Annotated in this window: 22 protein-coding genes; 12 read left to right on the plus strand and 10 right to left on the minus strand. The window is 44.6% G+C overall.

The features are described from left to right. Positions 1–121: 121 nt before the first annotated feature. From OV592_RS03580 to OV592_RS03590, 3 genes are read right to left on the minus strand one after another with little or no spacing between them, the layout of a single operon-like run. Positions 122–1,336: a phosphoenolpyruvate carboxylase gene (locus OV592_RS03580; protein ID WP_406610423.1), complete on the minus strand. Its 1,215-nt coding sequence runs from the start codon at positions 1,334–1,336 to the stop codon at positions 122–124. Further along, entirely contained in the window at positions 1,333–1,992 is a 660-nt protein-coding gene (locus tag OV592_RS03585) for a condensin complex protein MksE (RefSeq protein ID WP_152784175.1), read from the minus strand. Before OV592_RS03585 ends, OV592_RS03580 begins: the two co-directional genes overlap by 4 nt. Continuing rightward, positions 1,989–5,708 carry an ATP-binding protein gene (locus OV592_RS03590; RefSeq protein WP_406610425.1) on the minus strand — a complete coding sequence of 1,240 codons (3,720 nt, stop codon included), beginning with the start codon at positions 5,706–5,708 and terminating at the stop codon, positions 1,989–1,991. The genes OV592_RS03585 and OV592_RS03590 overlap by 4 nt, the downstream gene beginning before the upstream one ends. A gap of 311 nt (positions 5,709–6,019) precedes the next feature. Between OV592_RS03590 and OV592_RS03595 the strand changes: the two genes are divergently transcribed. Then, entirely contained in the window at positions 6,020–6,673 is a 654-nt protein-coding gene (locus OV592_RS03595) for a 7-cyano-7-deazaguanine/7-aminomethyl-7-deazaguanine transporter (RefSeq protein ID WP_016403515.1), read from the plus strand. A gap of 59 nt (positions 6,674–6,732) precedes the next feature. On the opposite strand, the gene OV592_RS03600 is transcribed toward OV592_RS03595, so the two are convergent. Beyond that, positions 6,733–7,176 (minus strand): DUF2059 domain-containing protein, encoded by a 444-nt coding sequence (locus tag OV592_RS03600; protein ID WP_406610426.1) that lies wholly within the window; start codon positions 7,174–7,176, stop codon positions 6,733–6,735. A gap of 171 nt (positions 7,177–7,347) precedes the next feature. Between OV592_RS03600 and OV592_RS03605 the strand changes: the two genes are divergently transcribed. Beyond that, positions 7,348–7,779, plus strand: coding sequence for a DUF3859 domain-containing protein (locus OV592_RS03605; RefSeq protein ID WP_406610427.1), 432 nt, complete (start codon positions 7,348–7,350; stop codon positions 7,777–7,779). Between the two features lie 17 nt (positions 7,780–7,796). Here the strand turns inward: OV592_RS03605 and OV592_RS03610 are convergent, their stop codons facing one another. Both OV592_RS03610 and OV592_RS03615 read right to left on the minus strand, forming a co-directional pair. Beyond that, complete coding sequence (locus OV592_RS03610) at positions 7,797–8,210, minus strand: VOC family protein (protein WP_406610428.1); 414 nt, start codon at positions 8,208–8,210, stop codon at positions 7,797–7,799. 73 nt (positions 8,211–8,283) lie between these two features. After that, on the minus strand, positions 8,284–8,451 hold the full coding sequence (locus OV592_RS03615) for a PA3496 family putative envelope integrity protein (protein ID WP_016403511.1): 168 nt from the start codon (positions 8,449–8,451) through the stop codon (positions 8,284–8,286). A 449-nt stretch (positions 8,452–8,900) separates the two neighbouring features. On the opposite strand from OV592_RS03615, the gene OV592_RS03620 reads away from it, so the two are divergent. The 3 genes from OV592_RS03620 (at position 8,901) to OV592_RS03630 (ending at position 10,719) form a co-directional block, all read left to right on the plus strand. After that, positions 8,901–9,452: a cytochrome b gene (locus tag OV592_RS03620; protein WP_406610429.1), complete on the plus strand. Its 552-nt coding sequence runs from the start codon at positions 8,901–8,903 to the stop codon at positions 9,450–9,452. Between the two features lie 16 nt (positions 9,453–9,468). Further along, positions 9,469–10,047, plus strand: coding sequence for a YceI family protein (locus OV592_RS03625; protein ID WP_220718968.1), 579 nt, complete (start codon positions 9,469–9,471; stop codon positions 10,045–10,047). 336 nt (positions 10,048–10,383) lie between these two features. Next, on the plus strand, positions 10,384–10,719 hold the full coding sequence (locus tag OV592_RS03630; protein ID WP_406610430.1) for a DUF3634 family protein: 336 nt from the start codon (positions 10,384–10,386) through the stop codon (positions 10,717–10,719). Positions 10,720–10,763: 44 nt separating this feature from the next. Here OV592_RS03630 and OV592_RS03635 read toward each other — a convergent pair whose 3' ends face one another. Then, entirely contained in the window at positions 10,764–11,768 is a 1,005-nt protein-coding gene (locus OV592_RS03635; protein WP_406610431.1) for a hypothetical protein, read from the minus strand. An 11-nt stretch (positions 11,769–11,779) separates the two neighbouring features. After that, entirely contained in the window at positions 11,780–12,877 is a 1,098-nt protein-coding gene (locus OV592_RS03640; RefSeq protein WP_406610432.1) for a glycosyltransferase family 4 protein, read from the minus strand. A gap of 149 nt (positions 12,878–13,026) precedes the next feature. Between OV592_RS03640 and OV592_RS03645 the strand changes: the two genes are divergently transcribed. After that, positions 13,027–14,082 carry a glycosyltransferase family 4 protein gene (locus tag OV592_RS03645; RefSeq protein ID WP_338623979.1) on the plus strand — a complete coding sequence of 352 codons (1,056 nt, stop codon included), beginning with the start codon at positions 13,027–13,029 and terminating at the stop codon, positions 14,080–14,082. Between the two features lie 352 nt (positions 14,083–14,434). On the opposite strand, the gene OV592_RS03650 is transcribed toward OV592_RS03645, so the two are convergent. Further along, positions 14,435–15,340 carry a LysR substrate-binding domain-containing protein gene (locus tag OV592_RS03650; RefSeq protein ID WP_016403401.1) on the minus strand — a complete coding sequence of 302 codons (906 nt, stop codon included), beginning with the start codon at positions 15,338–15,340 and terminating at the stop codon, positions 14,435–14,437. Positions 15,341–15,528: 188 nt separating this feature from the next. Between OV592_RS03650 and focA the strand changes: the two genes are divergently transcribed. From focA to OV592_RS03680, 6 genes are all read left to right on the plus strand, one after another. Continuing rightward, on the plus strand, positions 15,529–17,052 hold the full coding sequence (focA, locus tag OV592_RS03655) for a formate transporter FocA (RefSeq protein ID WP_406610433.1): 1,524 nt from the start codon (positions 15,529–15,531) through the stop codon (positions 17,050–17,052). Between the two features lie 981 nt (positions 17,053–18,033). Further along, positions 18,034–20,481 carry an EAL domain-containing protein gene (locus OV592_RS03660; RefSeq protein ID WP_406610434.1) on the plus strand — a complete coding sequence of 816 codons (2,448 nt, stop codon included), beginning with the start codon at positions 18,034–18,036 and terminating at the stop codon, positions 20,479–20,481. Between the two features lie 106 nt (positions 20,482–20,587). Continuing rightward, positions 20,588–21,001 carry an alternative ribosome rescue aminoacyl-tRNA hydrolase ArfB gene (arfB, locus tag OV592_RS03665; protein WP_220718960.1) on the plus strand — a complete coding sequence of 138 codons (414 nt, stop codon included), beginning with the start codon at positions 20,588–20,590 and terminating at the stop codon, positions 20,999–21,001. Positions 21,002–21,153: 152 nt separating this feature from the next. Then, positions 21,154–22,140 carry a carbohydrate kinase family protein gene (locus OV592_RS03670; protein ID WP_406610435.1) on the plus strand — a complete coding sequence of 329 codons (987 nt, stop codon included), beginning with the start codon at positions 21,154–21,156 and terminating at the stop codon, positions 22,138–22,140. A gap of 2 nt (positions 22,141–22,142) precedes the next feature. Continuing rightward, positions 22,143–23,327: an AGE family epimerase/isomerase gene (locus OV592_RS03675; RefSeq protein ID WP_406610436.1), complete on the plus strand. Its 1,185-nt coding sequence runs from the start codon at positions 22,143–22,145 to the stop codon at positions 23,325–23,327. Between the two features lie 222 nt (positions 23,328–23,549). Then, a complete protein-coding gene (locus OV592_RS03680; RefSeq protein WP_406610437.1) occupies positions 23,550–24,821 on the plus strand; it encodes a cation:proton antiporter in 1,272 nt (423 codons plus the stop codon). Between the two features lie 25 nt (positions 24,822–24,846). Here the strand turns inward: OV592_RS03680 and OV592_RS03685 are convergent, their stop codons facing one another. After that, on the minus strand, positions 24,847–25,575 hold the full coding sequence (locus tag OV592_RS03685) for an ABC transporter substrate-binding protein (RefSeq protein ID WP_152784198.1): 729 nt from the start codon (positions 25,573–25,575) through the stop codon (positions 24,847–24,849). Between the last annotated feature and the right edge of the window lie 136 nt (positions 25,576–25,711).

Below are 25,711 nucleotides of genomic sequence, written 5' to 3' on the forward strand. Positions count from 1 at the left end.
AATGAATTAGTCAGTCAAATATTTCTATAGGTAAAACGTAAGTGCTTGTAATTAAATATAGGCACTGCTTATTTAGTCGGCAAGAATGTGCTTAGTTAGCTAAGCACATTTGTTAGCAGAATTAACGTAACCATACCTGTAAATCGCGAACAATCCGGTTGCCGCTAAAAATTGGGTGTGGGTCTTCAATGGGGTCTAGCGCAAAGTAGTCACGCTGTTCTTCTGGCAGAGCATGGTAGCTGCCCCATACTTGGTATAACCAGGCTTCGGCATCCCATTCTAAGTGCTGTTCTTGATAGTACTCTAAGGCCGTTTGGCCCGCAGCACTTTCTATTACGCCCAACAGGTAGTTCTCTACATCTTGTTTAATCTTTTGCTCTTGCAGGGCAAACTCTTCGGCACCTTCTAGAGATACCGCATGTTCGGTGTCGGTTTCGCTCACTTTAGTGTGACGTTGCAACTTGAGCTGGCTAAGCGATAGCAATAAGTCGTGTTCATGTTCGCTGTTGTGAATATCAACACTGGCCTTGGATAGTAGTGCAGGGGCTTGGTTAAATAAGCTCGCTACATCGAGTTGTTGCGTTGGGTCTTTCGGGCTGAAGTCGGGATGCTGAGCATGAAATAGCTGCAAACCTTTAAGCAGGCGAGACTTACCACGTAACTCACGGAAACGGCCGAGTAAGGTGAGTAGGCGTGTTTGCACAACGGCCAGCTCTTGGGTGCAGTCGTAAACCGCTTGGCTTAGGTTCAACACCAAGATCCGGCGCAGCTCGCGAATATCCCCAGCTATTTGGCTTAAAGTATCAAAGTTTAATAAGGCAAGGCTATTGAGCAGTTCGCTCACTTGCTGCTGAGCTAGTTCATTTTCACGGATTTTGGCGCTTAAGCTGGGCACATAACCAAACTCATTGTTGATTCGGCTCCACAATACCCGCGAGCTATGGCGCAGGCTTTCGGTGAGGCTGTAACTGTGTTCGCTTAAATCGCTGAGGTAGACGTCGGCTGCGGCTAAATCACCAATATGTAAGGCTTCTTTGTAGTGTGCTGCCAAGGTTTTAATGGTTTCTAAGCGCGAGCCAACATTAGAATCAATTTGCCGATTACGAGTATCACTTAAGGCTTCTTCCAATAATGAGCGCAGGTTAGAGCTTAAATGCAAGCCTTCGTCGGCTGATGGGCGCCAAATAACGCCAGCTTTGAGTAAGGCATCAATCTGTTTACTGTCTAGCTTACTTTCATCTAGCTTGCCGTTAACGTAAGCATGCATCAGGCTTTCGCCATGACGCGCAAGCAGCTTAAATAGCTTTAAGCCAGCTTGTTGCAAATGTTGGTTCACAGTAAGGGCTCCTGCTGGCCAATGGCATCCATGGCTTGTTGTTCTAAGCCTAGACCTTCGGCTTCATCAATAAAGCTAATCACTTCAAAAATGTAATCTACTTTTGCTGTGGCAATGTAGATTTGTTTTTCTTGGTTTGGTCGAACTAAGTAGCCTTGTTCACAGAGGCGCTTAAACACTTGCTTAAGTTGACCATCTACTTGGCTACTGGTTGAGCCAAACAACTTGTATTGAGATATTTTTGCCAGTTGTTCACGCAGCGCTGGGGTGTCTTCCACCACGGTTTGCAACTCGCTTAAACGCAGCGCCACTCCGGCACTAATAGGGCTATCTTGGCCTTGTGCTTCTTGGCTGAGAATTAACCACTCGGTGAGCGGCAGTAAGCTACCTGCTATTTCGCTAAATTGCTGGCTTATCACTTTGTGTTCATTGTCACCTAACTCGCGATAGGCGCAAAAATACAGTTCGCCTTCACAAGCACTGGCAAGGCGGCGATTAAGCACATGTAAGTGGCTGTCGATGCGCTCGCGGTTAGCTTCTTCGGCTAAAAAGTGAAAACCATCTTCGTCACTCACTTGGCAGATAAATTGGCCACTTAACAGGGCTTCTAAAATCCGCCCGGTTTCGCTCATGCCGGTGGCGCTTAACTTACTCATAGCTCAGCCTCCGCTTGTTTAGTATTGGCTTTTGCCGCTTGGGCTGCTTTTAGCTTTTCTTGTAAAGGATTAATTCGCGGCTGCACAACCTGCAGTTGGCGCTTGTCACGGTTGATGATGTAGCGGTGGGTGAACAAGTCCAATACCTCAGATTCTGGGTTAGGAAAAGCCCCCAGTATGCGAATTTGGTTATGGTCACAGGCATCAAAGATCTTTTTCACGTTGCTTTGGTGCAGGGTGCCTAATTCATCAATTGGCCAGTGAATGTAAGTATCGGCATTACCACGCAATAGGCGGGTAAAGGCCAATAAGAACTTACACAAAATTAAGTAGGCCATGCCGTGGCTACTGGATTCATTAAGCTGGCGGTCGGTGCGGATCACTAGGTCGCTATTGCCTTCGCGCAGGGTTAGCTCAATCAGCAATAACCGAGATACCCCTTCTTTAAGTGCGCTGCGACCAATAATGTCTAGGGCTACCCGCATGCTGGTGGCGTAGTCTTCGTCGGGCAGTTGATTAAAGCCTTGCTGTTGCCACGCTTGGAAGTTATCTACAAAGGTTTTTAGTTCGTCCCAAAACTCTAGTTCGCTAATCTTAGAGCGAATTTTTACTGCTGAATCAGATACGCCATCTAGGCTTAAGTCTTCACCAATTTCGCGGGTAATACGGCGGCTTTGGCTCAAAATTCGTTGGTCAATGTCGCTTAAGTTTTGGTAGAAGCTGCTAATGCTCATGCCTAGGTTGCGACCGTGGTCGATTAGGCCTTGTACTTTTTGCGGCACTAAACCGTTTAACAGTTCAGATAGGTGTGGCACTAACTCACGGTAGGCGAGGGTGCTTTCCCCTTCTTCGTTGGTGCGCCGGCATGCGGCACGCGAACGCTCCCAAGTTTCGCTTAAGTCTGAGCCAGCTTGTTGCGCTAATAAGCTATCAAAATGGCGAACTGATTCATTAACTTGCTCAAGCTGCTGGTTACGCTGCACAATTTGCTGCTCGGCTTGGCGGGCTCGCTCGGCGGGTGTACCGGCAGCTTCTGCTGTTTGGTCTGCTTGGTTTTGTTTGGGTAAAGCCAATTGTTTGATTTTTCGCAACAGGTTTTGAGTTTGGCTGTATTGTTGCTGTAGCTGTTCTAGCTCTTGTTTAAGCTTGCTGAGCTCAGCTTGCTGGCTATCGCGCTGCTGTTTGAAGTGAGCCAGTTGCTCGTTAAGGGCTTGTTTAGCACTGCTTTGTGCTTGGCGAGCATTGGCAAGGGCATCGTTAAGTTGTGGTTTTTGGTTTAGCCACACTTGTTGATGCCAAATTTTGTATTCGCTTACTTCATCACGGTACTGCTCGGCGTCTTGAATTTGTTGATTAAGTTGGCGCTTTTGCTTGGCTAAATCAACAATTAGCTGGTCATCTAAGCCCTGTGCCTGCAACTCGCCGCGATACCATTGTTCCGACTGTTTTAGCGCTTCTTTCGCTTGTTTCTGGCGATTGCTAATGGCGTCTTGAGCTTGGCTTAGTTGCAAGGCTAATGCATCAATCTTTTCTTCCCACCAGGCCATTTTTTCTAGCTTGGCTTCTTGGTGTTGTTCGCGTAACTCGTCTAGGTATTCTTGATGCTGTGTTTGCGCATTGTCTAAATAGGTTTTCAGCTTAGTTTGTTTTTCTAGTCCCACGCTTTGGCGCTGTTTAAGCGCGCTAGAAAAGCTCTCTTTGAGTAGCTGTTTTTCTTCTTGTAGACGTTTGAGTTGATCTTCACTGTTGTGGTGAGCTGCTGTGGCTTCGGCAACTGACAAATCTTGCTGCTGCACGGCTTTGTTGGCGTCACTTAAGTCAAGTTCAGCTTGTTTAAGCTGTTTCTGCGCTTCGTTAAAGCTTTGCTGAATTTGCTCAATTTGCTGTTTGATTTGCTCTTCGGTGGCGGCACATTCTGGAGCATCGATGGCTTTTAAGTCTAAGGCTAAGCCAAATACGCTTTGATGGTTCGTTTCGCTATGAGGTTTTAAATCACGACGATTGAGCAGCTCAGGGTTAATTAACTTACCAATGCTTTGCTCCCACTGTGGGTGCTCGCTACGTAGGTGCGCCAGTAGGCTGCCATCGGCCGGTTGCAGGCTGTCTTTTAGCCCACTTAGCTTTTGTTCTAGCTGGCGAGATTGTTGGCTGGCGTTGGCTAAGGTTTGGTCGGCTTGTTGGCGCTGCTGCTTTAGGCTGTGCAATTGTTCGGTGTGTTGGCGTACTTGCGCAGATAACAACTGTTGCTGCTGGTTGGCCTCGTCGAGACGATTATCCATGATATTAAGCTGGCGGCTTTCTTCTTCGGTATAGCCCATTTGCAGGGTGCCGGCCTCTAGCTGCGCCAGTTCTAGCTGATTTTTATGCTGCTGTTGTTGGAAGCTTTGCTCAACCTGATTAATTTGTTTTTGTTGCTGCTGTTGTTCGTTATTTAACTCAGATTGTTGCTGTTGTTTCTCTTGGTTGAGCTGCTGCTGCTGCTGATCTTTGTTTTTATGCAGTTTGTTTAATGCCGAGTTTAGCTGCTCGTTGATTTCGCTTTTGCGTTGGTTGAAGTGGGCTTCAATATCGCTGTGTTGCTCGGTGAGCAGCTGGTGGCGTTCGCTAACTTCTCGCACTTGCTCACGCCAAAGTGGTAGCTGCTCAACCGCGCTAAGTGCTTGCTCGATATTTTTATCTTGCCAAGCTTGGTAATCATCTTCGATGTGGTTAAGTTGCTGGTCGAAACTAGAAACATCGGCATTGGCACTAGAGATGGCTTGGTTAAGCTGTTCGCGTTGATTCTGCCACTCTTGCTCTAGTTCGCTTAACTGTTGTTTTAATTGGTTAAGCTGGCGTTGGCTATGTTCACTTTGGGAAAATAGCTCCGCTTCATCGCTTTGCAGGTTTTTGTCTAGCTGGTGCAACTGAGCTTCGCTGCTAAGCAGTTGTTGGTTGATTTGCTCTAGTTTTACGAACTTAGGGCGAATCGCTTCAAACTGCTGGATTAAGCGGGTTTCTTGGATCCACGCTTGCGCTTTATTGGCATCTACCCAAGTTGGTTTTAAGGTTACGCCTTCTTCTTCCAAAATGGCGGCAATCATCGATTTGATGGTTTCCATTTTGCCTTCTTTGGAGTGCACTGCTTTGGCTAGTTTTTCAATGTGGCGCAGGCCATGCTTTGGATCGCACATAGAAAACTGGCGAGCAAAAGCTTTCAAATCGCTGTCGCCGGCATTTTGTAAGCTGCGATCGTTTTGAATAATTGCACGAAATTCTCTGGTATTAAGAAAGCGGGTAGTGGCTAGGGCAGCGCCGTTGAACTCTTGCTTTTTAAGTTTTTGGCCTAGTTTAGCGGGAGCCAAAAACCAAGTACCTTGCTCGTCTTGTTTGTCGATAAAATCTTCTAGTTCAAAAGGCTTACCAATAAAGCGGTATTTTACCCCTTGGTCTTCGCGACCCGATGACAAGACTACTTGGGCAACTTGGCCATTGTATTGCTGGTACTCGTAGATAATGTAGCTGGCTTCTCGTGGTAGGTACCAGCGCTCAAAACTGTCGCGGGTACTTGGCACTACGCGGCTGGGGTATTCGCCATAAAATACCGGAATAAGACGCTGTAATGTGGTTTTACCTGAGGCGTTAGTTCCACATATATTGCTGTGTTGGTCGAGTTTAAGTTCTACCACACCTTTTAGGTGAGTATCGATCAAGATGATCCGCAATAAGCCAGACAAAGTGCATCCTTTTAAATTAACTAAACGTAGCACCCACCGCTGAAGCAAGTGCTGCTGCCATAATCAAACAACAAACCACAGATGGGCTTGAACGCGGGCAGGGCAATAGCTCAGTTTAACTAAGAACGGACAGCGAGCGAAGCCTTGAGAGGTGTGTTTGCTTAAAAACTGTTAGTTATCACCAAAAAAATCAAATAGCGATGATTTCTTGACTAATCGTTTAGCTATTGCAGTTAGCTTATAGTTGTGGAATACTCCGCCGCCCTTGGGTTCTCTCACCCCCAATTAACAAAAAGATAGGTAGTTCTATAATGTGGTTTTTACAATTAACTGAGGCCGAGCGCCGCAGTGTTATTATTCTCGCTTTATTTCATATCGTTACTATTGCCGCTAGTAATTATTTAGTGCAATTGCCCTTCACTATATTTGGTTTTCATACCACTTGGGGCGCGTTTACTTTCCCATTTATATTTCTAGCCACCGACCTTACCGTTCGCTTGTTTGGTGCAAGCAGAGCTAGAAAGATTATTTTCACCGCAATGTTGCCTGCCCTAGTGGTGAGCTACATTGTGTCGGTACTGTTTTACCAAGGTGAATATCAAGGTTTAGCCGGCTTGTTAGCCTGGAACGCCTTTGTTGCGCGTATAGCTTTGGCGAGCTTTTTGGCTTATTCGGTAGGTCAATTATTGGATGTAAAAGTGTTTGACCGTTTACGCCAGCTTAAGCACTGGTGGGTAGCGCCTGCGGGCTCAAGTGTGTTTGGCAACTTGGTGGATACTTTCTTATTCTTTGCGGTGGCCTTTTATGCCAGCAGCGACGCCTTTATGGCTGAACATTGGGTAGAGATTGCCTGGGTAGATTATGGCTTTAAACTTGCGGTTAATCTTGCTTTGTTTGTTCCGCTGTACGGCATGTTATTACACTTTTTGCAAAGCCGTTTAAAAGCTAATAAAGCACTAGCGTAAAGCTTGCTGTTGTAATGCCAGTTTGTTGATGCTGGCATTACAATGAGATACGCCGTCGTTTAGTCACCTGTTTGCTGTTTTTGTTTGGCTGCGGCTTGCTGCAACATTTCCTCAAGTTTCTTGTGATGCCCCTTAGCCACCAAAGCGCTAGCCAGCGCGCTTTCACGAATTAATGTAGCATTCAACTCTTGGCTCTTTTTGCCAACCGGGGTTTTATAAAATGCGACTAGCTGCTCTAGCTCTTCATCTGTAAAGTGTTTTAGATAAACCTCAGCAATCTTTGGTTTCATCTCTTCCCAAGTCAGATAGGTGTTTGCCCACTCGTCCAGTACTGGTCGAAAGTTCTCTAAAGGAGGGTTTTGACGAATTAGTGCTTGATTGAGATTGTTACGAATTATCTGCATTTGCAATTCACTGTCGTTGAGCTCCAACAATTCATTAATGGGCGCTGCTTGCAGTGAACAACTGGCAAAAACAAGGGCTGCTGTCAGTAGCTTTTTCATAGGTTCATCCTTGAGAAAATTTAGCTGGTGGCTTAAAGGCCAAGCTATGATTCATTTATGCTTTTAGCCTACACCTTAAGTAAAGCGGGGGAAAGGATTGTAATGGCAGCTAAAGCTAGGTCTAAGGTAAAATAGAGAGTTTAGATATTCAATTAGGCGAGTTTTACAGCAATGGCGAAGGCAAAACCTCAAGTTAAGTTACACAGTTACGGTATTTACAATAAATGGGATAGCGATGCCAAAGCACTGCCGCAGGTTAGCCAATTTACCACTCAAGTTGAAGCTCAAATAGATGTTGAATTCGGCTTGATTATTAATATTAAGAAAGCCAAAGGCCAGAAGGTTCGCTATTGCATCTACCACCCCAATATCCCAGATGAAGATGGCGAGGTTATGGCGCCTTTTGATGGTGAGGAGTACATTCGCAGCAACGATTGGGATTTTTACTTAGGTGACACCATTTGGGCTCCTATTAGCAATAAGCTAGGAACTTGGCGCATGACCATTGAATTAACTGGAGAGATAATTGCTGAGAAGTCGTTTGAGTTGTACCAAGAGAGCCCCGGTGATGCAGCCCAGTTTTTCCGCAAACGTGGCATGTAAGTAACATCATTAACTTCTTAGTTGAGAGGGCAATTTAGCATCCAGTTGATGCCAAACTGGTCGCACACTCTAGCAAAACGCGCTTGCCAAAACGTATCTTGTAAACCCATGGTGATGCTGCCGTTTTCAGAGAGTTTTTCGAACACCTGTTGTTGTTCGGCCAAGTTTGAAAAGTTTAAGTTGAGCTCGATATTTCCAGCGCTTTTTAGCTGTTCGCCGGGCATACCATCGGATGCCATAAATTCCAGTTCTCCGGCTTTGAAGTGACAATGCATCACTTTATTCAACAACTCATCGGGAATTGGCATGTCGGTTTGATTATCGCCAAAGCGCATTAATGCAATAACGTCGCCTTTAAAGCAGTGCTGATAAAAAGCTAAAGCTTGTTCGGCTTTACCTGAAAAATTAAGGTAGGGAATAATGGCTTGCATAGCTAAATACCTTGTTGTGATGGTAATAGAAAGGGGGAAGTGCCAACACTTCCCCCCTTCGCGATTACTGTAACTAGTTATAGTCTTCGTCTATGTAGCGTTCTAATTGTTTCCGCTCGTTGTATTCGTCGATGCGGCGACGAGCACGTGCTTTGTCCCGCTGGTTTTTATGACTTTTTGCGTTATGGACCAGGTCTTCTTCATCCCATTCGTCCATATCATCAAAGCGTGATCGTTTCATAAGCCTACTCCAAGCCTTACTTTATTGGGCCCAATATACCTAGTGTTTTGGGCCCAACGTGATTTCTTCTCGCGGCTGCGAGACACGCAAAATGTGCAGTAAAAAGTATAGTAGGTAAAATGAATATTTTATTACTGTAATGTGACGTTAGCCTACCGCAAACAAGCTATGCCATAGCGCATAGGTAACTTTCCACTTGGCTGATTAAATCTTGGTTTTTAAGGCGCTTTTAAGCTTTATTTAGCACTATGCTTTAAGACTAAAAGTACAAATAAACTAAGATCTTTTGCTGATGTTTTGTTGCTTTTTTGAGAGAGAAGTAAAACTTTGAGCGGTTTTCTTTCTAATTGTTCGAATGATTTTTCACATAAAATTCAATTTTTTTCATTGTGGATTTAAGCGATGCTAGTTTCATCGACGTAATATCAGAAGATATTTAAGGGGACCGAGTGAGTATTCGCAATACCAAACAGACTTATGGATGGGTAGCCATTGTTATCCATTGGTTGGTGGCATTAAGTGTTTTTGCTTTGTTTGGGCTAGGGTTATTTATGGTTGATTTAAACTATTACTCTAGTTGGTACCAAACCGCCCCGATGATCCATAAAAGTGTTGGGATATTGTTGTTTATGTTGATGCTATTCCGGCTGATTTGGAGAATGTTGAATCCACATCCAGAGCCTCCAGCTAACCATAAAGCTTGGGAAAGGCAGGGAGCTAAAGTCGGCCATTGGCTGCTTTACGCACTACTATTTTGTTTAATGATTTCGGGTTACCTAATTTCTACCGCCGATGGACGTGCCATTGTAGTGTTTGAATGGTTTGAGGTTCCCGCCACTATTACCGGTATTGCTCAGCAAGAAGAGCTGGCTGGTGATATTCATGAGATTTTAGCTTGGGCACTAATTGTATTGGCTGCAGGTCATGCCTTTGCTGCTCTAAAACATCACTTTATAGATAAAGATAACACCTTAGTTCGAATGCTTAAGTCGACTAAATAACCTAAAGGGACAGACAATGAAAACACAACTTAAAGCCGCATTATTGTTAGCCAGTACTATGGGCTTAGCCTTACCGGCTAGCGCTGCCGATTACACCATTGATACTCGCGGTGCACATGCTTCAATTAACTTTAAAGTTAACCATTTAGGTTACAGCTTTGTAGTAGGCCGCTTTGATACCTTTAGTGGTGACTTTAGCTACGACCAAGCGGCGCCAGAGGCGACTACCGTTAGCGTTAAAATTGATGCTACTTCGGTTAACTCTAATCACGCTGAGCGTGACAAGCACATTCGCAGTAAAGACTTTCTGGCGGTAGACCAATACCCAGAAGCAAGCTTCACCAGCAGCAAATATGAAGCGAATGGTGACGAAGGTGGCAAGCTTTATGGTCAGCTTACGCTGCGTGGCGTGACGAAAGACATCGTGATTGATGTGACTAAAGTGGGTGAAGGTAAAGACCCATGGGGCGGTTATCGTGCTGGCTTTGTTGGCTCAACAGAATTAGTGATGAAAGACTTTGGTATTCCTACCAACCTTGGTCCTAAATCTACTACCGTAGCAATGGATTTAGTGATCGAAGGTATTAAGAAGTAAGTTTAACTTTCTCGCTGTCAGCTATGGCAGCGAGTCTTTTCCTCCCGCCTATTTTTCACTCTTAATGAGCTGGTTTTCTGTACGTTTAACTTATTTATCTAGTTAACTATTGTTCGCTTTTGTCAAATTATTGAAAATGTTTTCAAGTTGTTGTTTGTAAACATTTTGTTGATCAAGCTATCAAAACAAGCATAAATTACTGATTGCTATCAAAATTTTGAACTTAAACCTAGTCAAGCGAAGCGCATAATATTACCCTTGTTGAGTTTATTCACTTCAAGGCTCAATAACGCCTTGATTTTACTCGGCTAGCAACTAAACACAGGGAGTGTTCGTTTGACTATCAGCATAGTGATTGGCTTTATTGCTTTAGCAGTTTTGGTGTACCGTTTGAGGCATATTCATTATACCTTTGTGTGTGAATTGCGTTCCGGAAAAGTCACCGTGGTTAAAGGTCATGTGCCAAGCTCTTTCGTTCACGATTGTCGTCAAATGATGCGCGGCCGCAAGGTTGTTGGCTTGGTTAAAGGTATTAACAGTGACGGAAAAATGAAGCTGCGCTTTTCTTCTTCCATTGCCCAGTCTGACCAAATCTATTTGGAAAAACAATTTCCTCATAAACTGTATGACACCAAATCTTCGGATATAAACGGTAGTGTTTCTTTAGACTAAGAATTTACAAAAAAGAAAAAAGCCCGGTTTATGCCGGGCTTTTTTTATTTGGCTTTAGAAAACATACTGAGTGGAGCGGGGGAGGCTTTTTGCTCCACACCTTTGATGGGATCCCATACCGGCTTAATATATGAGCGAAGCTTGGCGGCAATACGCACTGCCATATTTGCCCCATTCACCGGAACGTATAACCAACGGGCAAATAAAAATACCTTACGTCTAAATACCCATAAGTACATCGCTTGTTCGGAATAGAAGCGGTATCCCCAGCGCTGTTCAAAAAGGCGTGAGGAGGCTTCGGTATATTTTGGGTGCCAACGGAAGAAGAAGAACTTCATGTCGTACCAAGCCATTCTGGTGCCTAGATTATCAAAAATAATGATTGATTCAGGCTGAGTGACAATTTTGTAAGCCTTTTGACGAAGTTGAATGCCTATATCGATGTGTTCGCGAATCACCATATCTGGCAGTTCAATGTCTTTTAAGGCTTTAGTGCTAAACAGCACGCCATGTAGCTCGAACATTTCACTTTCTTGGACACCTTGAGGAAGCTCCTCAGGTAATGAGCGGCGAAAAGACTTATGTTCAATAAGATAATCTTCACCTTGATAATCAATGGTATGAACTGCATTTGTGAATAGGTGATTACGTAACTCCGCGCCTTTATCCACACCTTCTTTCTCGAGTGTTACCGGGTTTACCACCGCAATTTGTGGATCGCTGTTGGCTATCTCTAATAGCGGTGGAAGCCAATTGGCCGTTACGTTTGAGTCATTATCAAGAAACATCACGTACTCTGTTTCGATAAGAGGTCTCACTTTTTGCATTGCTTGAATTGGCGAGATTAAACCATAGCTAAGCAGTTCGGCATTGTGGTGTTGAGCTAGCTCTTTTTCGATTTTTTGCTTAAGTGAAGACGGATAATCTAAGTCGATGACTTTTAGCTCAAAGCGTTGTTCGGTGCATAGGTATAAATTGCGAATACAATTAATAATGCCTGAGTAACGGTCTCGCGGGGTAATTACAACGGTTATCGAGTTCTTGTCCATGCTGCTCTCGCTTAAGCTTCCTTGAGAAGTTGGTTAAAAATACCTAAATAATTATCGATCATATGCTGGGTATCGAACTGTGAGCGAACACGCTGCTCCGCTGCCTCACCAAGCTTTTCGCGCAATGCTTCAGAATCAATTAGCTTAGAAATAGTGGCAGCTAATTGTTCTGGCTTTGCGGCCGGCACTAAAAAGCCGGTTTCACCATCTATTACAATATCGGGGATGCCGCCAACCTGGGTTGCCACTACAGGAGTATGGCGCAAGCCCGCTTCGATAAATACTAGACCAAAGGCTTCTTCTAACGAAGGTTGCACAAAAATGTCTGCAGCCTCCATCCATTCAGCAGTGTTATTAATTTGCCCAAGGAAATGCACCCGTTCTTGCAGTCCTAATTTATCGCGATAGCGCAGCAGTGCTTTGCTCTCTTTTTTTGAGCCACTGCCTGCTATAAATAACTGGCAGTTTTGCTGCTGTGGCAACAGTTTAAATGCCTTTAGTGTATCTTGATGGCCTTTAATTCGCCCTAAGTGGCCGGCACTAAACAAAATAATTTGATTTTCGGGAAGCTGCAGGTTTTTGCGCGCTTGAGCAGGTTGTAAAGGAGCAATTTGGGTATCGACTCCCGCATGATTCGCTAAGCAGCGTTGTTCGCTTAAACCCAGGTTTTGCATAAGCAACTGCCTGCGTTGCTCGGAAACTGCAACAAAGCAGTTGGCTAAGCGCCTTAAAATGCGATTTATTCGATTTTCTTGATAGTAGCGTAAAATTGAACGATGGAAAGTAAGTACAGTAGGCACATTGCACACTTTGGCTGCCAAACCTGCCCAAATCATACTGCGGTCGCAGTGGCAATGAACTAAGTTAATTCGGTGTTTTTTAATCAATCTGACTAAGTTGTAAAAAATACAAGGACCGTCAAAGGCCTTAGTATGCAGCACTTCTAGCTGGTCGGGTTGTTGATCGCTACTGTGAGGCGTTTTAAAACTTACCGGCAGCACAAACACACCGTTGTCTCTTAATCCAGCTACGGTGGTAATGAATCTAACTGTGCGACCGCCTCGCTCGAGGCTTTGTACCACCTCAAGTACTCGCAATGAAGAATCCATTCTGTTAAACCCTTTGATAAAAATTAACAAATTCTTTGAGTTAGAGAGTGATCCTTCACCCCTAACTGGCTTATCATAATGCCACTAAGGATAGTCAAATAAGTAATGATATTGTGAATAGCGCGTTAAGTAAAAAGATATCTCATGTTGTGAGTAGTTTACAGGTGGGAGGAGCAGAACGCTTTGTTATTGATTTATGTGTAGAACAGCGTGCTCAGGGAATGGAGCCTGAAATTATATCCCTGGGGCATCATGATGACCCTCTTGTGGCAGTTGCTGAAGAGCTTAATATTAAAGTGACGGTAATACGCGGTATGAAAGGCCTTGTGCAATTGCGCTTGTGGCAAGCTTATCGGCGTCACCCAATTATTCACATGCATTCTCCTTCTGCAGTTATGTTGTCTCTACCTATCTTGCCTTTTTGTTTAGAGCGTAAAATTGTTTATACCCGCCATGGCGCAGCGCGATTAGCGACTAATCGTTGGCGTAAAGTGCACCGCTTTGCCCGCCGATTTATCGACAGCATTTGTTTCGTTTCGGAAGAGGGTCAGCAAATCTTTCACGAAGAGCACGGTTGGGAGCATGTAGATTCTTCGGTAATTGATAACGGTATTGCGATGCCGGAGGAGAAAGATATTGTTCCTCATCCGCAAGATGGGCGTTTACGTATTGGCTCAGTTGGGCGCTTAGTAAGCCTTAAACACCAAATTAGTTTGCTTGAAGCAATCCGTTTACTGCCTAGTGATATACAACAAAAGGTTGAAGTGCACTTTTTTGGCACCGGCGACCAGTTGGCTCCGCTGCAAGAGTTTACCCAACAGCATTTGGCTAATGCCGAAGTTGTTTTCCATGGAATGGTAAGCGATCGCAGCAAAATCTATAACTGTTTCGAATTGCTGGCGATGACGTCAAGAACCGAAGGTATGTCTTTGGCCATTATGGAGGCATTGGCCTACAAGCGGGCAGTGGTTGCCAGCAAGGTGGGCGGAAACGGAGTGCTGGTGCAAGAGCAGCAAAATGGTTGGTTATTTGATTTTGATGATAGCCAAAAGCTAGCAGAGATCATCCAAACTGCACTCGCTGAACCGCAGCGACTCATTGAATTTGGTCGCGCAGGGCGGCAACGGGTTTTGGATGAGTTTTCTTTGCAGCGCACCCAACAGCAATATCAGAAGATTTATGAGGATTTTGGTACTAGCGTATAGCATTGGCTAATTTAAGCTATTGGCCTAACTCGATACTATTGTTATTGGTGTTTTTCTAGCAACTGGCTCTGTAGGCCAATGGTTAGGTAAGCTGTTTGGTGAGGGCGCGCTTAGCGCCTTTTTTATTTTGCGGATCACCCATAAGCAAAATACTGCTGTAGCGAGCAGTGATAAAGCCACGGCCAGTGACTCCCATTGATTTAGGCTCTCAGAGCTGGGAACTGTATTTGCTATGGCACTGCTGCTAAGTAAGCTAGATAAAAGACATAAGCGATTCATAAAGCACCTAGATTAAATGATAATCATTATCATTTAATCTAGGTGCTTTTGTTTTTATATGCAAGCCTTTTAGTTACATATCGCGATGGTGGACTTTGAACATGCGCTTCGCTTCAGTAATCACTAAGTCGCGAAGTGGGTTTTCGGGGGTGTCGTTACGCCATACAAAGGATAAAGATCGTTCAATGTTTAGCTCAGGTACGTTTAGCCTAACCAGCTCTCCTAACTCTAGAGCTTTTATTACGTCTAGGTAAGGCAGGCAGCTTAAATAGCTATTGTTGGCCACTAAGGAGCGCAGCACCGGCACATGTTCGTATTCCCGGTGAACCTTTAGTGAGTCAATGGTGCCTTGAATCGCGCTATCAAATACTCTTCGGGTGCCTGCTCCTTGCTCGCGCAGTACCCAACGAGCCTGTTCGAGCTGGGCAATACTCACCCGCTCTAATTTTGCGTAAGGATGGTGGGCGGCGGCCACAATCACCAAGTGATCGTTACACCATACTTGGTGAGCAATTCGGTCATCGTCACAGCGCCCTTCAATCACACCTAGCTGGTAATCGTAGTTAATTAAGCCATTAATCACTTCAGCGGTATTTTCTACGGAAAAGCTAATGCGTAGCTGCGGGAAGTTATTATCAATATTACTGATAAGATCTGGGATTAAGTGTTCAGCCGCGGTTTGGCTAGCGCAAAGCTGCAGCTCGCCACTTACTAGCTGCTGTTCGGCAAACCCTTCTTCAATTTGCATGGCGTCTAACAGTAACTGCTTGGCCTTTGGCCGCAGCCACAGGCCCCACTGACTGAGCACCATCCGCTTGCCACGCCTATCAAATAGGGGCTTTCCTAATAGTTTTTCAAGCTGAGCCAACGACATGCTCGCTGCAGATTGAGTGAGCGCGAGCTTGTCGGCGGCTGCACTTACGCTGCCGTGGGTTGCAACGGCTTCAAATACGGTAAGTTGCTTTAAAGAATAGCGCATCGCTTACTCCAGAAATGTTTTTAAAAGGCTTTATTAGCTGCTAAGTATAGTAAACATAGGTGCTATAAGAAGTTTTGATATAGCTCATAAAAATTATCCGCTTACCAGCCCAACGCTTTCTCGATATTGTAAAAACACGTTCAGTCATTAGCGACTCTAGTTGCTTGTTATTACAGGTTTTAGTGTAGATGAATCATATTCAAGTGGAGCGATTGCCAGCTCCTACAGTAGTAAGCAGTGAAAAGCCTAAAGAGAGCCTTTCATCCGCCGCGCTAAGCCCCGATCAAATGACCCAGTTTGCCGAGCAGTATGCTTATAAAAAGGCAACTAATACTACTGCTAAAACCTTGAGTTTAGCGCTTAGTGCTGGCGTGTTTATTGGTTTAGCTTTTGTTTTTTACATCACGGTAACTACTGGATCTTCAGGAGTGGGCTGGGGAGTTAGTCGCCTACTTGGTGGCTTGGCTTTTAGCTTAGGTTTAGTGATGTTGGTGGTATGTGGCGGTGAGCTATTCACTAGTAGCGTGTTGTCAATTATTCCGCGGGCCAATGGGCAGCTTAATACACGCGCCATGCTAGCTAACTGGAGCAAAGTATACCTAGGAAACTTTGTTGGCGCCTTACTGCTAGTACTGGTGGTGAGTGGCGCAAAGCTTTACCAGTTGGATCATGGCCAATGGGGGCTTAATGCCTTATCTATAGCGCAACACAAATTGGAACATGGCTTTATGCAAGCGGTGATGCTGGGCATGTTATGTAACTTATTGGTGTGCTTAGCCGTATGGATGACCTTTAGTGCTAAAACCAGTGCCGCTAAAGCTGCCTTGGTGATATTGCCTGTCGCTATGTTTGTTAGCACCGGCTTCGAACACGTAGTGGCAAACATGTTCATGGTGCCACTCGGCATTGCAATTAAAGCCTGGGCTGAACCTGCCTTTTGGGCACAAGTTGGCGTTCAAGCAAGTGCATTTGAGCACCTAACTTGGGCAAATTTTGCCTCACACAATTTAATACCAGTCACTATCGGCAACATTATTGGTGGCGCTGTGATTGTGGGCTTGGGCTACTGGTCGGTATATAGCCGCGGTAGTCAGCTTGAGCCTGTACGTCCTAAATTTTCTGTTTTATCAAATCAATATTCTGGTCCTGTTGGAGAACCTACTATGCAAAACTTAAAAACAATTACAGTCGCTGACATCATGTCTCCTGCCGACAATGCACTTAGCCCTGACATGACCATTGCAAGTGCTTGTGACGCGCTGGTAGCTCAAGAGTTATCTGGAGCGGTTGTGGTAAACGAAAACAACGAGCTACAAGGCTTTGTTTCAGAGTTAGAAATTTTAAGAAAACTGTGGCTAGAAGATTACAGCAAACCAAGTACAACAACCGTAGCAAGCATTATGCAAAAGGATATTATGACCGTGGCACCTAATCACAACTTATTAAAATTAGCTGAGTACATGAGTGTTGATGTTGCCCAAGTTTACCCAGTATCTGAGTCAGGTGTTTTGCTAAGCTCTACTCACCAACCTTTAGAAGAGCGTTTACGTAACAGTAGTGTTTACCGTCCTAAGATTTTCCCAGTAGTAGATAGTGGTAAACTAGTTGGTGTGGTTACACGTCACCAAGTACTTAAAGCCCTACGCCCAGCTTTAGGAGCTCCGGTAAAGTTAGAAGAGCCACAAGCTGAGGTGGCTGAATCAGTCGCGTAAGCTTTATCGCTAGGCTAGTGATGCTAGCTTGATATAAATTACTCTTATGAGCAGCTGCCCTTACGGCAGCTGCTTTTTTATGGGCGAAAATCAACAAATCTAGCTTTTAGAACAAGCTTTAATCAGCATTTTACAGATAGTTAATGTAACTACTGTCCTATATTCATGCTGCTTTGCTTGTAGAGCCTACTTCTTTAACTATCTTTTACAAACTGAGTTATCGCTTGCCTAGCTAACAATTAAGACCATAAAACTGAATTTGTTGTTTTCCAATAGAGGTAACAAAGGGACAGAAGTTATGATTAATAAAAACAAGGATTTAACTAGCTTATGGCTAGCCGGTAAAGCTTGCTTTGGCGAGCTTTGTGGCGATATCAGTGTTCACTAGGTAGGCTGATTATTTCGATTGTGCTGCCGGTATGGAGCTATTCCTGTTGGTATCATAAAAAGTGATGATCTATCTAAGTTTTTGTTTTTGTGAGGATTGTTTTCTGTTGTTAAGGGTGGGGCTCTTGGCTTAAGTATTCTAATGTTTGATTGACACAGTGTTTGAGCAAGTGCTGGTTTGTCCTAAGGGCTGCTATTGTGGTTTAGCTTAGCTGCCAAAAGGGTTTGTTAAGCAATGAATGGGGCGAATTTGATTGAATGTAAGCAGTTTTAAAATACTTAGCTTGGTTTCAATTAGCTAATAACTGCACTTTTGTTAAGTTTTCAATAAGTATCAGATTTATTGATTCAAGTATAGGAAGCTATTTGAGGTGCTTGATGCCACATAGCAGCGAATAGTTTTAGCCAAATTTTATCTGCAAAAGACTAAATAAGTGCCTTAAATCTTTGGGCTGTGAGCTACTTAAGTTAAGCGTAAATACATAGCGCTAAAAGTGCTTGTTCAATTAAGCGTTGTTTTTGCAAAAATTAACTCATATATGGATGAATATCATGTAAAATCGGCGTTTGTTTTTTAACATATCTGGCTCAAGGATGAATCGGCGGATCTCTCTACGTTATATTTTGTTTGTTATTTGCATGTTTGCGGCTTTGCTGCCGACCTTAATGGTTAGCTCTTGGGTTCAGCATCAAGTTCAACAAAATGAAACCGCCACAGTGCATGAAAAGCACTTACTTATCGCGCGCAATCTAAGTACTGCACTGGCTCGTTATGCCAACGATACAGCAGCTATTTTTAGCAGTGCTAACCAGCAAATCAGCCTTGAACATTTTCACAATGACTTATCACCACTACTTAAAGAAATAAACTTATACGCCTTGTTTGAGTGGCAGCAAGGGCGAGGCCAACGCTTCTTTTATGGCGAATCAACCTTAAGCATTTTCAATAGTGTGCCAGCGCAGGTTCAAGTAGCTATGGAGCAAGCTCGAGCAAACAAAAACCAAGTGTATTTTAGTGGGGTAGTGGTAGAAGGGGTGCCTCAGCCGACCATCTTTTTAGCTGTTTACCAAGGCCAAGATCGTTTCTTAATGGGGGCTTTGGGCACTCAATACCTGCTAGAAAGTCAGTCTGAAGTGCGATTTGGTGAGCTAGGACATGTGGCCATTTTTGATCAATACGGGCGAGTTTTAGCGCACCCTAACGAGCAGTGGAGTATTCGAGCGAAAGATCTTTCTGGCTTAGCGCCAGTTGTGCTGATGCGAGATAACAACTTTGGTGTGAGTGAGTTTTATTCACCCGCATTGCAAGCCGACATGATCGCAGGTTATGCCAAGGTCGAAAATACTGGCTGGGGGATTATTGTTCCTCAACCCCTCACTGAACTTCAGGCCTACTCGTTAAAACTGCAGCGCTATGCATTTTTTGTCAGCCTGCTTTGTGTATTTGTAGTGGGTGTAATTAGCTGGTATTTGGCCTGTATGATTGTCCGGCCAATTAGCCAAGTAGTAGATACTGCTCAAGGGATTTCTCATGGTGAGATGGGCAAATTTGTAAACCCTAAACGCTGGTTTATACCAGTTGAGATTGCCGCGTTAATTGCCAAGTTTAATGCCATGGCTGGTGAGGTTTATACCAGCAGAACCTTGTTGGAGCAGCGGGTTAAACAGCGTACTGCGGCTCTTAGTAAAGAAGTAGCGGTGCGTAAAAAGGCCGAAGAACAAGTATGGCAGCAAGCAAACTTTGACCCACTTACCGGCTTACCAAATCGGCGTATGCTCAATCGGCTTCTTAGTGATGCCTTAGCCACGCGTTTAGAAACTGAGCGCGTGAGTTTAATGTTGTTAGATTTAGACCAATTTAAAGGCATTAACGATACTCTGGGTCACGATATGGGCGATATGTTGCTGCAAATTGCTGCTCAGCGTATTCAACATTGTATATTGCAAGGTGAGCATGTCGCCCGCTTAGGTGGCGACGAGTTTATTATTTTGCTAAAAGAATCCGGTGACGGTAGCAGGGTAGCGGAACTGGGTGAGGCGGTGCTTAAGACCTTGAGCACGCCGTTCCAGCTGGGCATTGAGCGGGTGTATATTTCAACCAGCATCGGTGTGGCATTTTCGCCAAATGATGGCGAGAAAATTGATGACCTTCTAAAACATGCCGACCAAGCAATGTATGTGGCCAAACAAGAAGGGCGTAACCGTTTAAGTTACTTCACTGCATCCTTGCAGGAGCAGGCTCAAGTACGCCGTTTGTTAGCAAACGATTTACGCCAAGCGGTAGCTAAAAAGCAGCTGCACTTACACTACCAACCAATTGTGGACTTGAATACCGGAGAACTGCTTAAGGCTGAAGTCCTAGTACGCTGGTTACACCCTAGCCAAGGCTGGATTAGCCCTAGTGACTTTATTCATGTCGCTGAAGAAACTGGAGTGGTAGTAGAAATCGGCAATTGGGTATTTAGTACCGCGGTTGCTCAACTAAAAGCTTGGAAAGAACGAGGCTTAAGCCCAATTCAATTGAGTATTAATACCTCTCCCAAACAATATTATGAAGCTGAGTGCGATGTTAATCAGTGGCTAAATGAATTGGCGGAAGCGGGTTTATCTAGCGCCGATGTGGTAATGGAAATTACCGAAGGTTTGCTGATGGAAAACAGCCCTGTAGTGAATGAAAAGCTATTAGCCTTTAGCAAGGCTGGCGTTGAGGTAGCCTTAGACGACTTTGGTACCGGCTATTCTTCACTGGCTTACCTACAAAAATTTGATATTGAATATCTCAAGATTGATCGCATGTTCATTCATAACCTTGAGCAAGACGGTGATGACTTAATTGTGTGTAAAGCGATTGTGGTGATGGCGCATAAACTGGGCATTCATGTTATTGCAGAAGGCATTGAAACAGAGCACCAAGCTAACTTACTGCGTGAAGCTGGTTGTGATTTTGCCCAAGGTTACTGGTTTGCTAAACCCTTGCCTCATGATGAGTTTGAACTCATGCTTAGTGAAAGCTCCGCTTGTTTGCTGCCACAAAAACGCTAATAGCCGTTCAACATTTGGTGGCCATTAAGGCTTGATACTTTGGTATTGCCCCTTGCTGCAGTTTGTTACAATGACCACTTCTAGGCGCACAGGCTACTAATTAATTATGCTGGAAATATCTAATACCGTTAGTTTAGGTGAATGGGAAATTGAGCTTAGCGCTATTCGTGCTCAAGGTGCTGGCGGGCAAAACGTAAATAAAGTCTCTAGCGCGGTACATTTGCGCTTTGATATTCCCCATTCAAGCTTGCCTGCGTTTTATAAAGAGCGCTTGCTTAAACTCAACGATCAGCGCATAAGCAAAGACGGTGTATTAATTATTAAGGCGCAAAGTCATCGTACTCAAGAACGAAATAAAGAAGATGCCTTACAGCGCTTAAAAGAGCTGATCCTAAGCGCGGCGGTTGTACAAAAAAAACGTCGTCCCACCAAGGCTACTTATGGCTCTCAGCGTCGCCGCATGGATAAAAAAACGCAGCGTGGCCAAACCAAGCAGCTACGTGGGAAAATTTCTTACTAAACGCGCATTTCTGCTATTTCATTTCGTGAGTTTTTTCAGCTCGTGACCTCGCTCGGAAAATCTTGGGAAACTGCCACAATCTTTTCCTTAGCGGCTGACGTCTGCAGTTTTTATGTGTAACGTTATCTAGCCATTCTCAACGAGGACACACTATGCCGCGCTTACTCGCTTTTGGTGAAGTATTAGTGGATTGGATCCCTTTGGAGTTTCAACGCCAAGGTAAAATAGATATTCCTATTTATGGGCAATATCCTGGTGGCGCGCCAGCCAATGTAGCAGTGGCCGTTGCAGGCTTAGGCCATCAAGCCTTAATGCTAGGGCAAGTGGGAGACGATGCCGCAGGGCACTACCTGCGAGATTGCCTAGTACGCCAAGCGGTAAATTGTGACTACCTGTTAAGCAGCAAACTCTACGCCACTCCTATGGCCTTTGTGAGTTTGGACGCAGAAGGAGAGCGCAGCTTTAGCTTTCAACGCAGTGAGACTGCAGATCTAAAAGTGCGCCTAAATGATTTCCCACAACAGGTGCTAGAAGAGGAGGGTATTTTACATGTTTGCTCTAATACCCTTACCGAAAATGACATCGCAGAAACCACCTCTAGTATTTTGTCTGCAGCTAAACAAGCTGGTTTGCTAATAAGCTTTGATGTGAATATACGCTTACCGCTTTGGGCAAGCACCGAGCAGCTTTTTCAGCGGGTGATAGATATGGCCGCGGCTAGCGATATGCTTAAGCTCAGTCAAGAAGAGTGGGATTACCTTAGCAAACTTGGCCAGGTAGATGATTTAGCAGCATTTCTTTTTGAACGGGGGGTAAGCCTTATCCTGTTAACCGATGGTGCCGAAGATGTGGAGCTCCTAACGGCTAATTGGCAGACAAGCCTTGCTACACCCAAGGTTACTGTGGTTGATACCACCGGGGCTGGGGATGCCTTTACCGGGGCTTGGCTGGCTTCACTTATGCAGCAAAACATTTGTAAGCGGGAGTCGCTAGCCCTGGCCATAGAATCACAAACTCCGCTGCTAGATGCCTTACAAGCGGCAGTGGTCGCAGGGGCGCTAGCCGTTACCAAACGCGGTGCATGGAGCGCCTTACCCAGCGCTGCAGACATTCACGCATTCATTCAAAGCAAGGAGTAGTCATGCTTCCGGTTTTTCGTAGTTCTCAGTTTTTAGAGCAGCATGTAAGTGCGCTTAGTCAGTTTTATCAGCAGCATGCCATTGACCCGCAAGGCGGATATTTTCAAGCCATTGCCGCTAATGGCGAGGCGCAGGAAAAAGGCCTTAAGCAGTTGGTGAGCTCAACACGACTCGCTTACATATTCGCCCATGTTGGTTTATTGGATAATAATACCGAGTATTTGCAGCTGGCAGAACATGGCTTTAAGTTTGTTGAGCAACAGCATTTTGACTCACAACGTCAAGCTTACAATTGGGTACTTGATGGTGATAGCCCAATAGATAAAAGTAACCTTTGTTATGGTTTGGCATTTGTAGTGCTGATGTACTCAGCCGCCGTGAAGCTGGGACGAGCAGGTGCCAAAGAACAGTTAGCCGCTACCTTTGATTTGATGGAACAGCGCTTTTGGCAAGCAGAATGGGGCTTGTACGCCGATGAAGCCAGTGCCGATTGGCGCGAATTAAGCGATTATCGTGGCCAAAATGCCAATATGCATGCTTGTGAAGCGATGATTGCTGCGTATGAGGCAACTCAAGAACAACCTTATTTGCATCGCGCTATCACGATTGCACAAAACATTTGTTTACGCCAAGGCTACACCACGGAGGGTTTGATTTGGGAGCACTATCAAGCAGATTGGCAGGTGGATTGGGACTTTAATCGCGACGATCCTAAAAACCTTTATCGCCCTTGGGGCTTCCAGCCTGGCCACCAAACCGAGTGGGCAAAATTGTTGGTGATGTTATCTCGTCATCATAAGGCAGCGTGGTTACTTCCTTGTGCAGAGAAACTATTTGGCTTTGCCATGGAGAAAGCCTGGGATCACCAATATGGTGGTTTATATTACGGCATAGCCCCAGATGGCAGTGTTTGTGATGATGAAAAATACTTTTGGGTTCAAGCTGAATCTTTTGCTGCCGCCGCACTGTTAGCAACAGCAACCGGCCAGCAGGAGTATTGGAGCGCTTATGACAGCCTGTGGAAGTATAGCTGGCAGTTTTTCTGCGAGGCTCAACATAAGCCATGGTGGCGAGTATTAAATAGAGAAGGGCAGGTGCAAGATCCACTTGTTGCAAGACCAGGAGCAAAGATTGACTACCACACCATAGGCGCCTGCTTAGAAGTACTACGTGCCATGCAAGCTTAACCCTAGGCAATCCGCTCAATCTTCAATAGCCAACACCGCTAGGTTGGCTATTGGCATTCACTTCTGGATATTTTCATTTCTCGAAATATTGCTTCGTCTGTTAGAGCTTTTGTTTGTGTAGGTGAGCATGGGGAAACAGTTGCTTGTTTAGTAGCTGTGTTGCCTATACTAAAGGCACATCTTCTTGGCAGTACTCACTGCTCCGCTAAAGGGACTTAAGTCTTGGAAACCTATTACAGTCTTTGTTACTTGGCTGCCTTAGCTATGCTGATTGCTTATATCAATAGCCGAGTGGGGTCGGTGCAATCAACCATTACCATAACCGCTGCTTCTATTGTCCTGTCTTTGATGATGATGTTGCTGGGAGAAACTGACGTACTAAAAAACTTGCCGCAGCTTATAGCGTCTATTAATGCGATCAACTTTCAGAATCTGTTGTTGCATGGCATGTTGGGATTTCTGCTATTTGCTGGTGGCTTGGGCATAAACTTAAAACACTTAGCGAGCCAAGGCGTGGAGATTGCTGTTTTGGCGCTATTTTCAACCTTGTTATCGAGTTTCTTAGTGGCTGCTTTGCTCTGGTGCTTATTGCCTTACATCGGTTTACCCTTGGATTTTATTTATTGCCTGTTGTTTGGCGCGCTTATTTCGCCCACCGATCCCATCGCCGTGCTGGCTATTGTGAAGAAGATGCATGCACCTCAGCAAATCGCGATTCAAGTAGAGGGTGAGTCTTTGTTTAACGATGGCTTCGGCTTAGTGATGTTTGTGTCGGTATTTGGTATTGCTTTCTCCCATGATACCTTGAGTGTTCCCGCTATATCTTGGTTGTTTTTGCAAGAAGCCGGTGGTGGCATAATCTATGGTTTTGTTTTGGGTTTAGTTGCCAATTATTTAATTAAACATACCAATGATGATTCATTGGAGCTGTTGGTGAGTTTGGCTATTCCCACCGCTGGCTTTGTATTTGCTGAGCAATTGGGCGTGTCTGGCGCCTTAGCAATGGTCGTGGCGGGCATCTATATAGGCAATATCACCCGCGAGCAGCATTTTACCCAAGCTAGTAAACAAAGCTTTGACCACCTATGGCATGTACTTGAAGAGTTCTTGAATAACCTATTGTTTTTGATGATTGGCTTAGTGTTGATCAGCTTTGTTTTTCATCTAGAAGATTTGTGGTTAATGCTATTGGCCATCCCTTTGGTATTGCTAAGCCGTTTAGTGAGTGTCGCCCTTCCTTATTTAGGCTTTTCACTGTTTAAAAAGTACAACCCCATGTCACTACCAATTTTAACCTGGGGCGGATTACGTGGTGGTTTGGCTTTGGCTATGGCCATGTCTGTGCCTGCAGGTGTGATGGTATTACCGGAAAAGAACATCGATGTACGTGAGATGATTTTGGTGATGACTTATGCAGTAGTGGTTTTTTCTATATTGGTACAAGGAGCTAGCATTGTTCCTTTGATCAATAAGTCTAAATCTTATGAGCCTTAAGTGGCGCAGCATTTATTGCTGTTGCTTACTGCGGGGCTAAGTAACGCTGTTTGGTTTTTTCAACAAAACCTTCGTCGTGTAAAAGTTGGATTTGGATGGCGATTTGCTGAACCAGCTTAACATCGGTATTTTTGGAAGCGGCTAAGAATAACAAGTTAGTGACAACGGGATCGCCAATAATGAGTGGCTGCTCGGGAAATAGCTGGTTCCAATACCAAATAGACTCGGGTGTGCCATTAAACCAAGCATCAATGCGGCCTAATTGCAGCATCTTGGCGGTGCTTGGCCCTATTTTAAGTTCCACTATTTGGCTATCTAAAAAATTTTTGTTTTTAAGTATTTGAGCCTGCGCCGAACCTAAACCCACCCCTACCTTGTTAAGTGTTTTTTTGGCTTGTTGATAGTCATTAATACGCAGCTTAGTGGTGGCAAAGCTACGCTCTAAATCCATTATATAAGCTACCCAAGTAAAGTGCTCTTCGCGGCTAGGTAGCAAAGCCAAAGGCATGATAAATATGTTTTCGCCTTCGCGGGTAATCCGTTGGGCTCGTTTCCAGGGTACTTCTTGCAGTAAAACTTGGTGTCCTAAGCGGGTGAATGCTTCGATAACCACATCTCCTACAATGCCAGCTTGTTTCGCATCAAGCATGGTAAGTGGTGGGGCATCGATGCTGTAAACAGTATAGGTAGCGGCCTGCAGGCTGTGGCTTTGCAAGATTTTAAACAATAGCAACAATGCCAGCATAAGGCGCATTAATTGGTGTCTCTCAAGATTAAAAAATGTTCTTATAAAAATAGCCTATGCTTTTAAAAACAGCGAGTTATTAAGGCTCTATGTATTCTTTAAAGCGATGAAGCGGCCAGTGTTAAGTTGCCGGACTAGGGTATAA

Source organism: Agarivorans sp. JK6 (genome assembly GCF_045277145.1).
Classification (GTDB): domain Bacteria; phylum Pseudomonadota; class Gammaproteobacteria; order Enterobacterales; family Celerinatantimonadaceae; genus Agarivorans; species Agarivorans albus.

Excerpts from the sequence above, each read along its gene's own strand:
- OV592_RS03585 (WP_152784175.1), bottom strand. The coding sequence starts at position 1,992 with ATGAGTAAGTTAAGCGCCACCGGCATGAGCGAAACCGGGCGGATTTTA.
- OV592_RS03595 (WP_016403515.1), top strand. The coding sequence starts at position 6,020 with ATGTGGTTTTTACAATTAACTGAGGCCGAGCGCCGCAGTGTTATTATT.
- OV592_RS03600 (WP_406610426.1), bottom strand. The coding sequence starts at position 7,176 with ATGAAAAAGCTACTGACAGCAGCCCTTGTTTTTGCCAGTTGTTCACTG.
- OV592_RS03605 (WP_406610427.1), top strand. The coding sequence starts at position 7,348 with ATGGCGAAGGCAAAACCTCAAGTTAAGTTACACAGTTACGGTATTTAC.
- OV592_RS03610 (WP_406610428.1), bottom strand. The coding sequence starts at position 8,210 with ATGCAAGCCATTATTCCCTACCTTAATTTTTCAGGTAAAGCCGAACAA.
- OV592_RS03615 (WP_016403511.1), bottom strand. The coding sequence starts at position 8,451 with ATGAAACGATCACGCTTTGATGATATGGACGAATGGGATGAAGAAGAC.
- OV592_RS03625 (WP_220718968.1), top strand. The coding sequence starts at position 9,469 with ATGAAAACACAACTTAAAGCCGCATTATTGTTAGCCAGTACTATGGGC.
- OV592_RS03635 (WP_406610431.1), bottom strand. The coding sequence starts at position 11,768 with ATGGACAAGAACTCGATAACCGTTGTAATTACCCCGCGAGACCGTTAC.
- OV592_RS03640 (WP_406610432.1), bottom strand. The coding sequence starts at position 12,877 with ATGGATTCTTCATTGCGAGTACTTGAGGTGGTACAAAGCCTCGAGCGA.
- OV592_RS03650 (WP_016403401.1), bottom strand. The coding sequence starts at position 15,340 with ATGCGCTATTCTTTAAAGCAACTTACCGTATTTGAAGCCGTTGCAACC.
- focA (WP_406610433.1), top strand. The coding sequence starts at position 15,529 with ATGAATCATATTCAAGTGGAGCGATTGCCAGCTCCTACAGTAGTAAGC.
- OV592_RS03660 (WP_406610434.1), top strand. The coding sequence starts at position 18,034 with ATGAATCGGCGGATCTCTCTACGTTATATTTTGTTTGTTATTTGCATG.
- arfB (WP_220718960.1), top strand. The coding sequence starts at position 20,588 with ATGCTGGAAATATCTAATACCGTTAGTTTAGGTGAATGGGAAATTGAG.
- OV592_RS03670 (WP_406610435.1), top strand. The coding sequence starts at position 21,154 with ATGCCGCGCTTACTCGCTTTTGGTGAAGTATTAGTGGATTGGATCCCT.
- OV592_RS03675 (WP_406610436.1), top strand. The coding sequence starts at position 22,143 with ATGCTTCCGGTTTTTCGTAGTTCTCAGTTTTTAGAGCAGCATGTAAGT.
- OV592_RS03685 (WP_152784198.1), bottom strand. The coding sequence starts at position 25,575 with ATGCGCCTTATGCTGGCATTGTTGCTATTGTTTAAAATCTTGCAAAGC.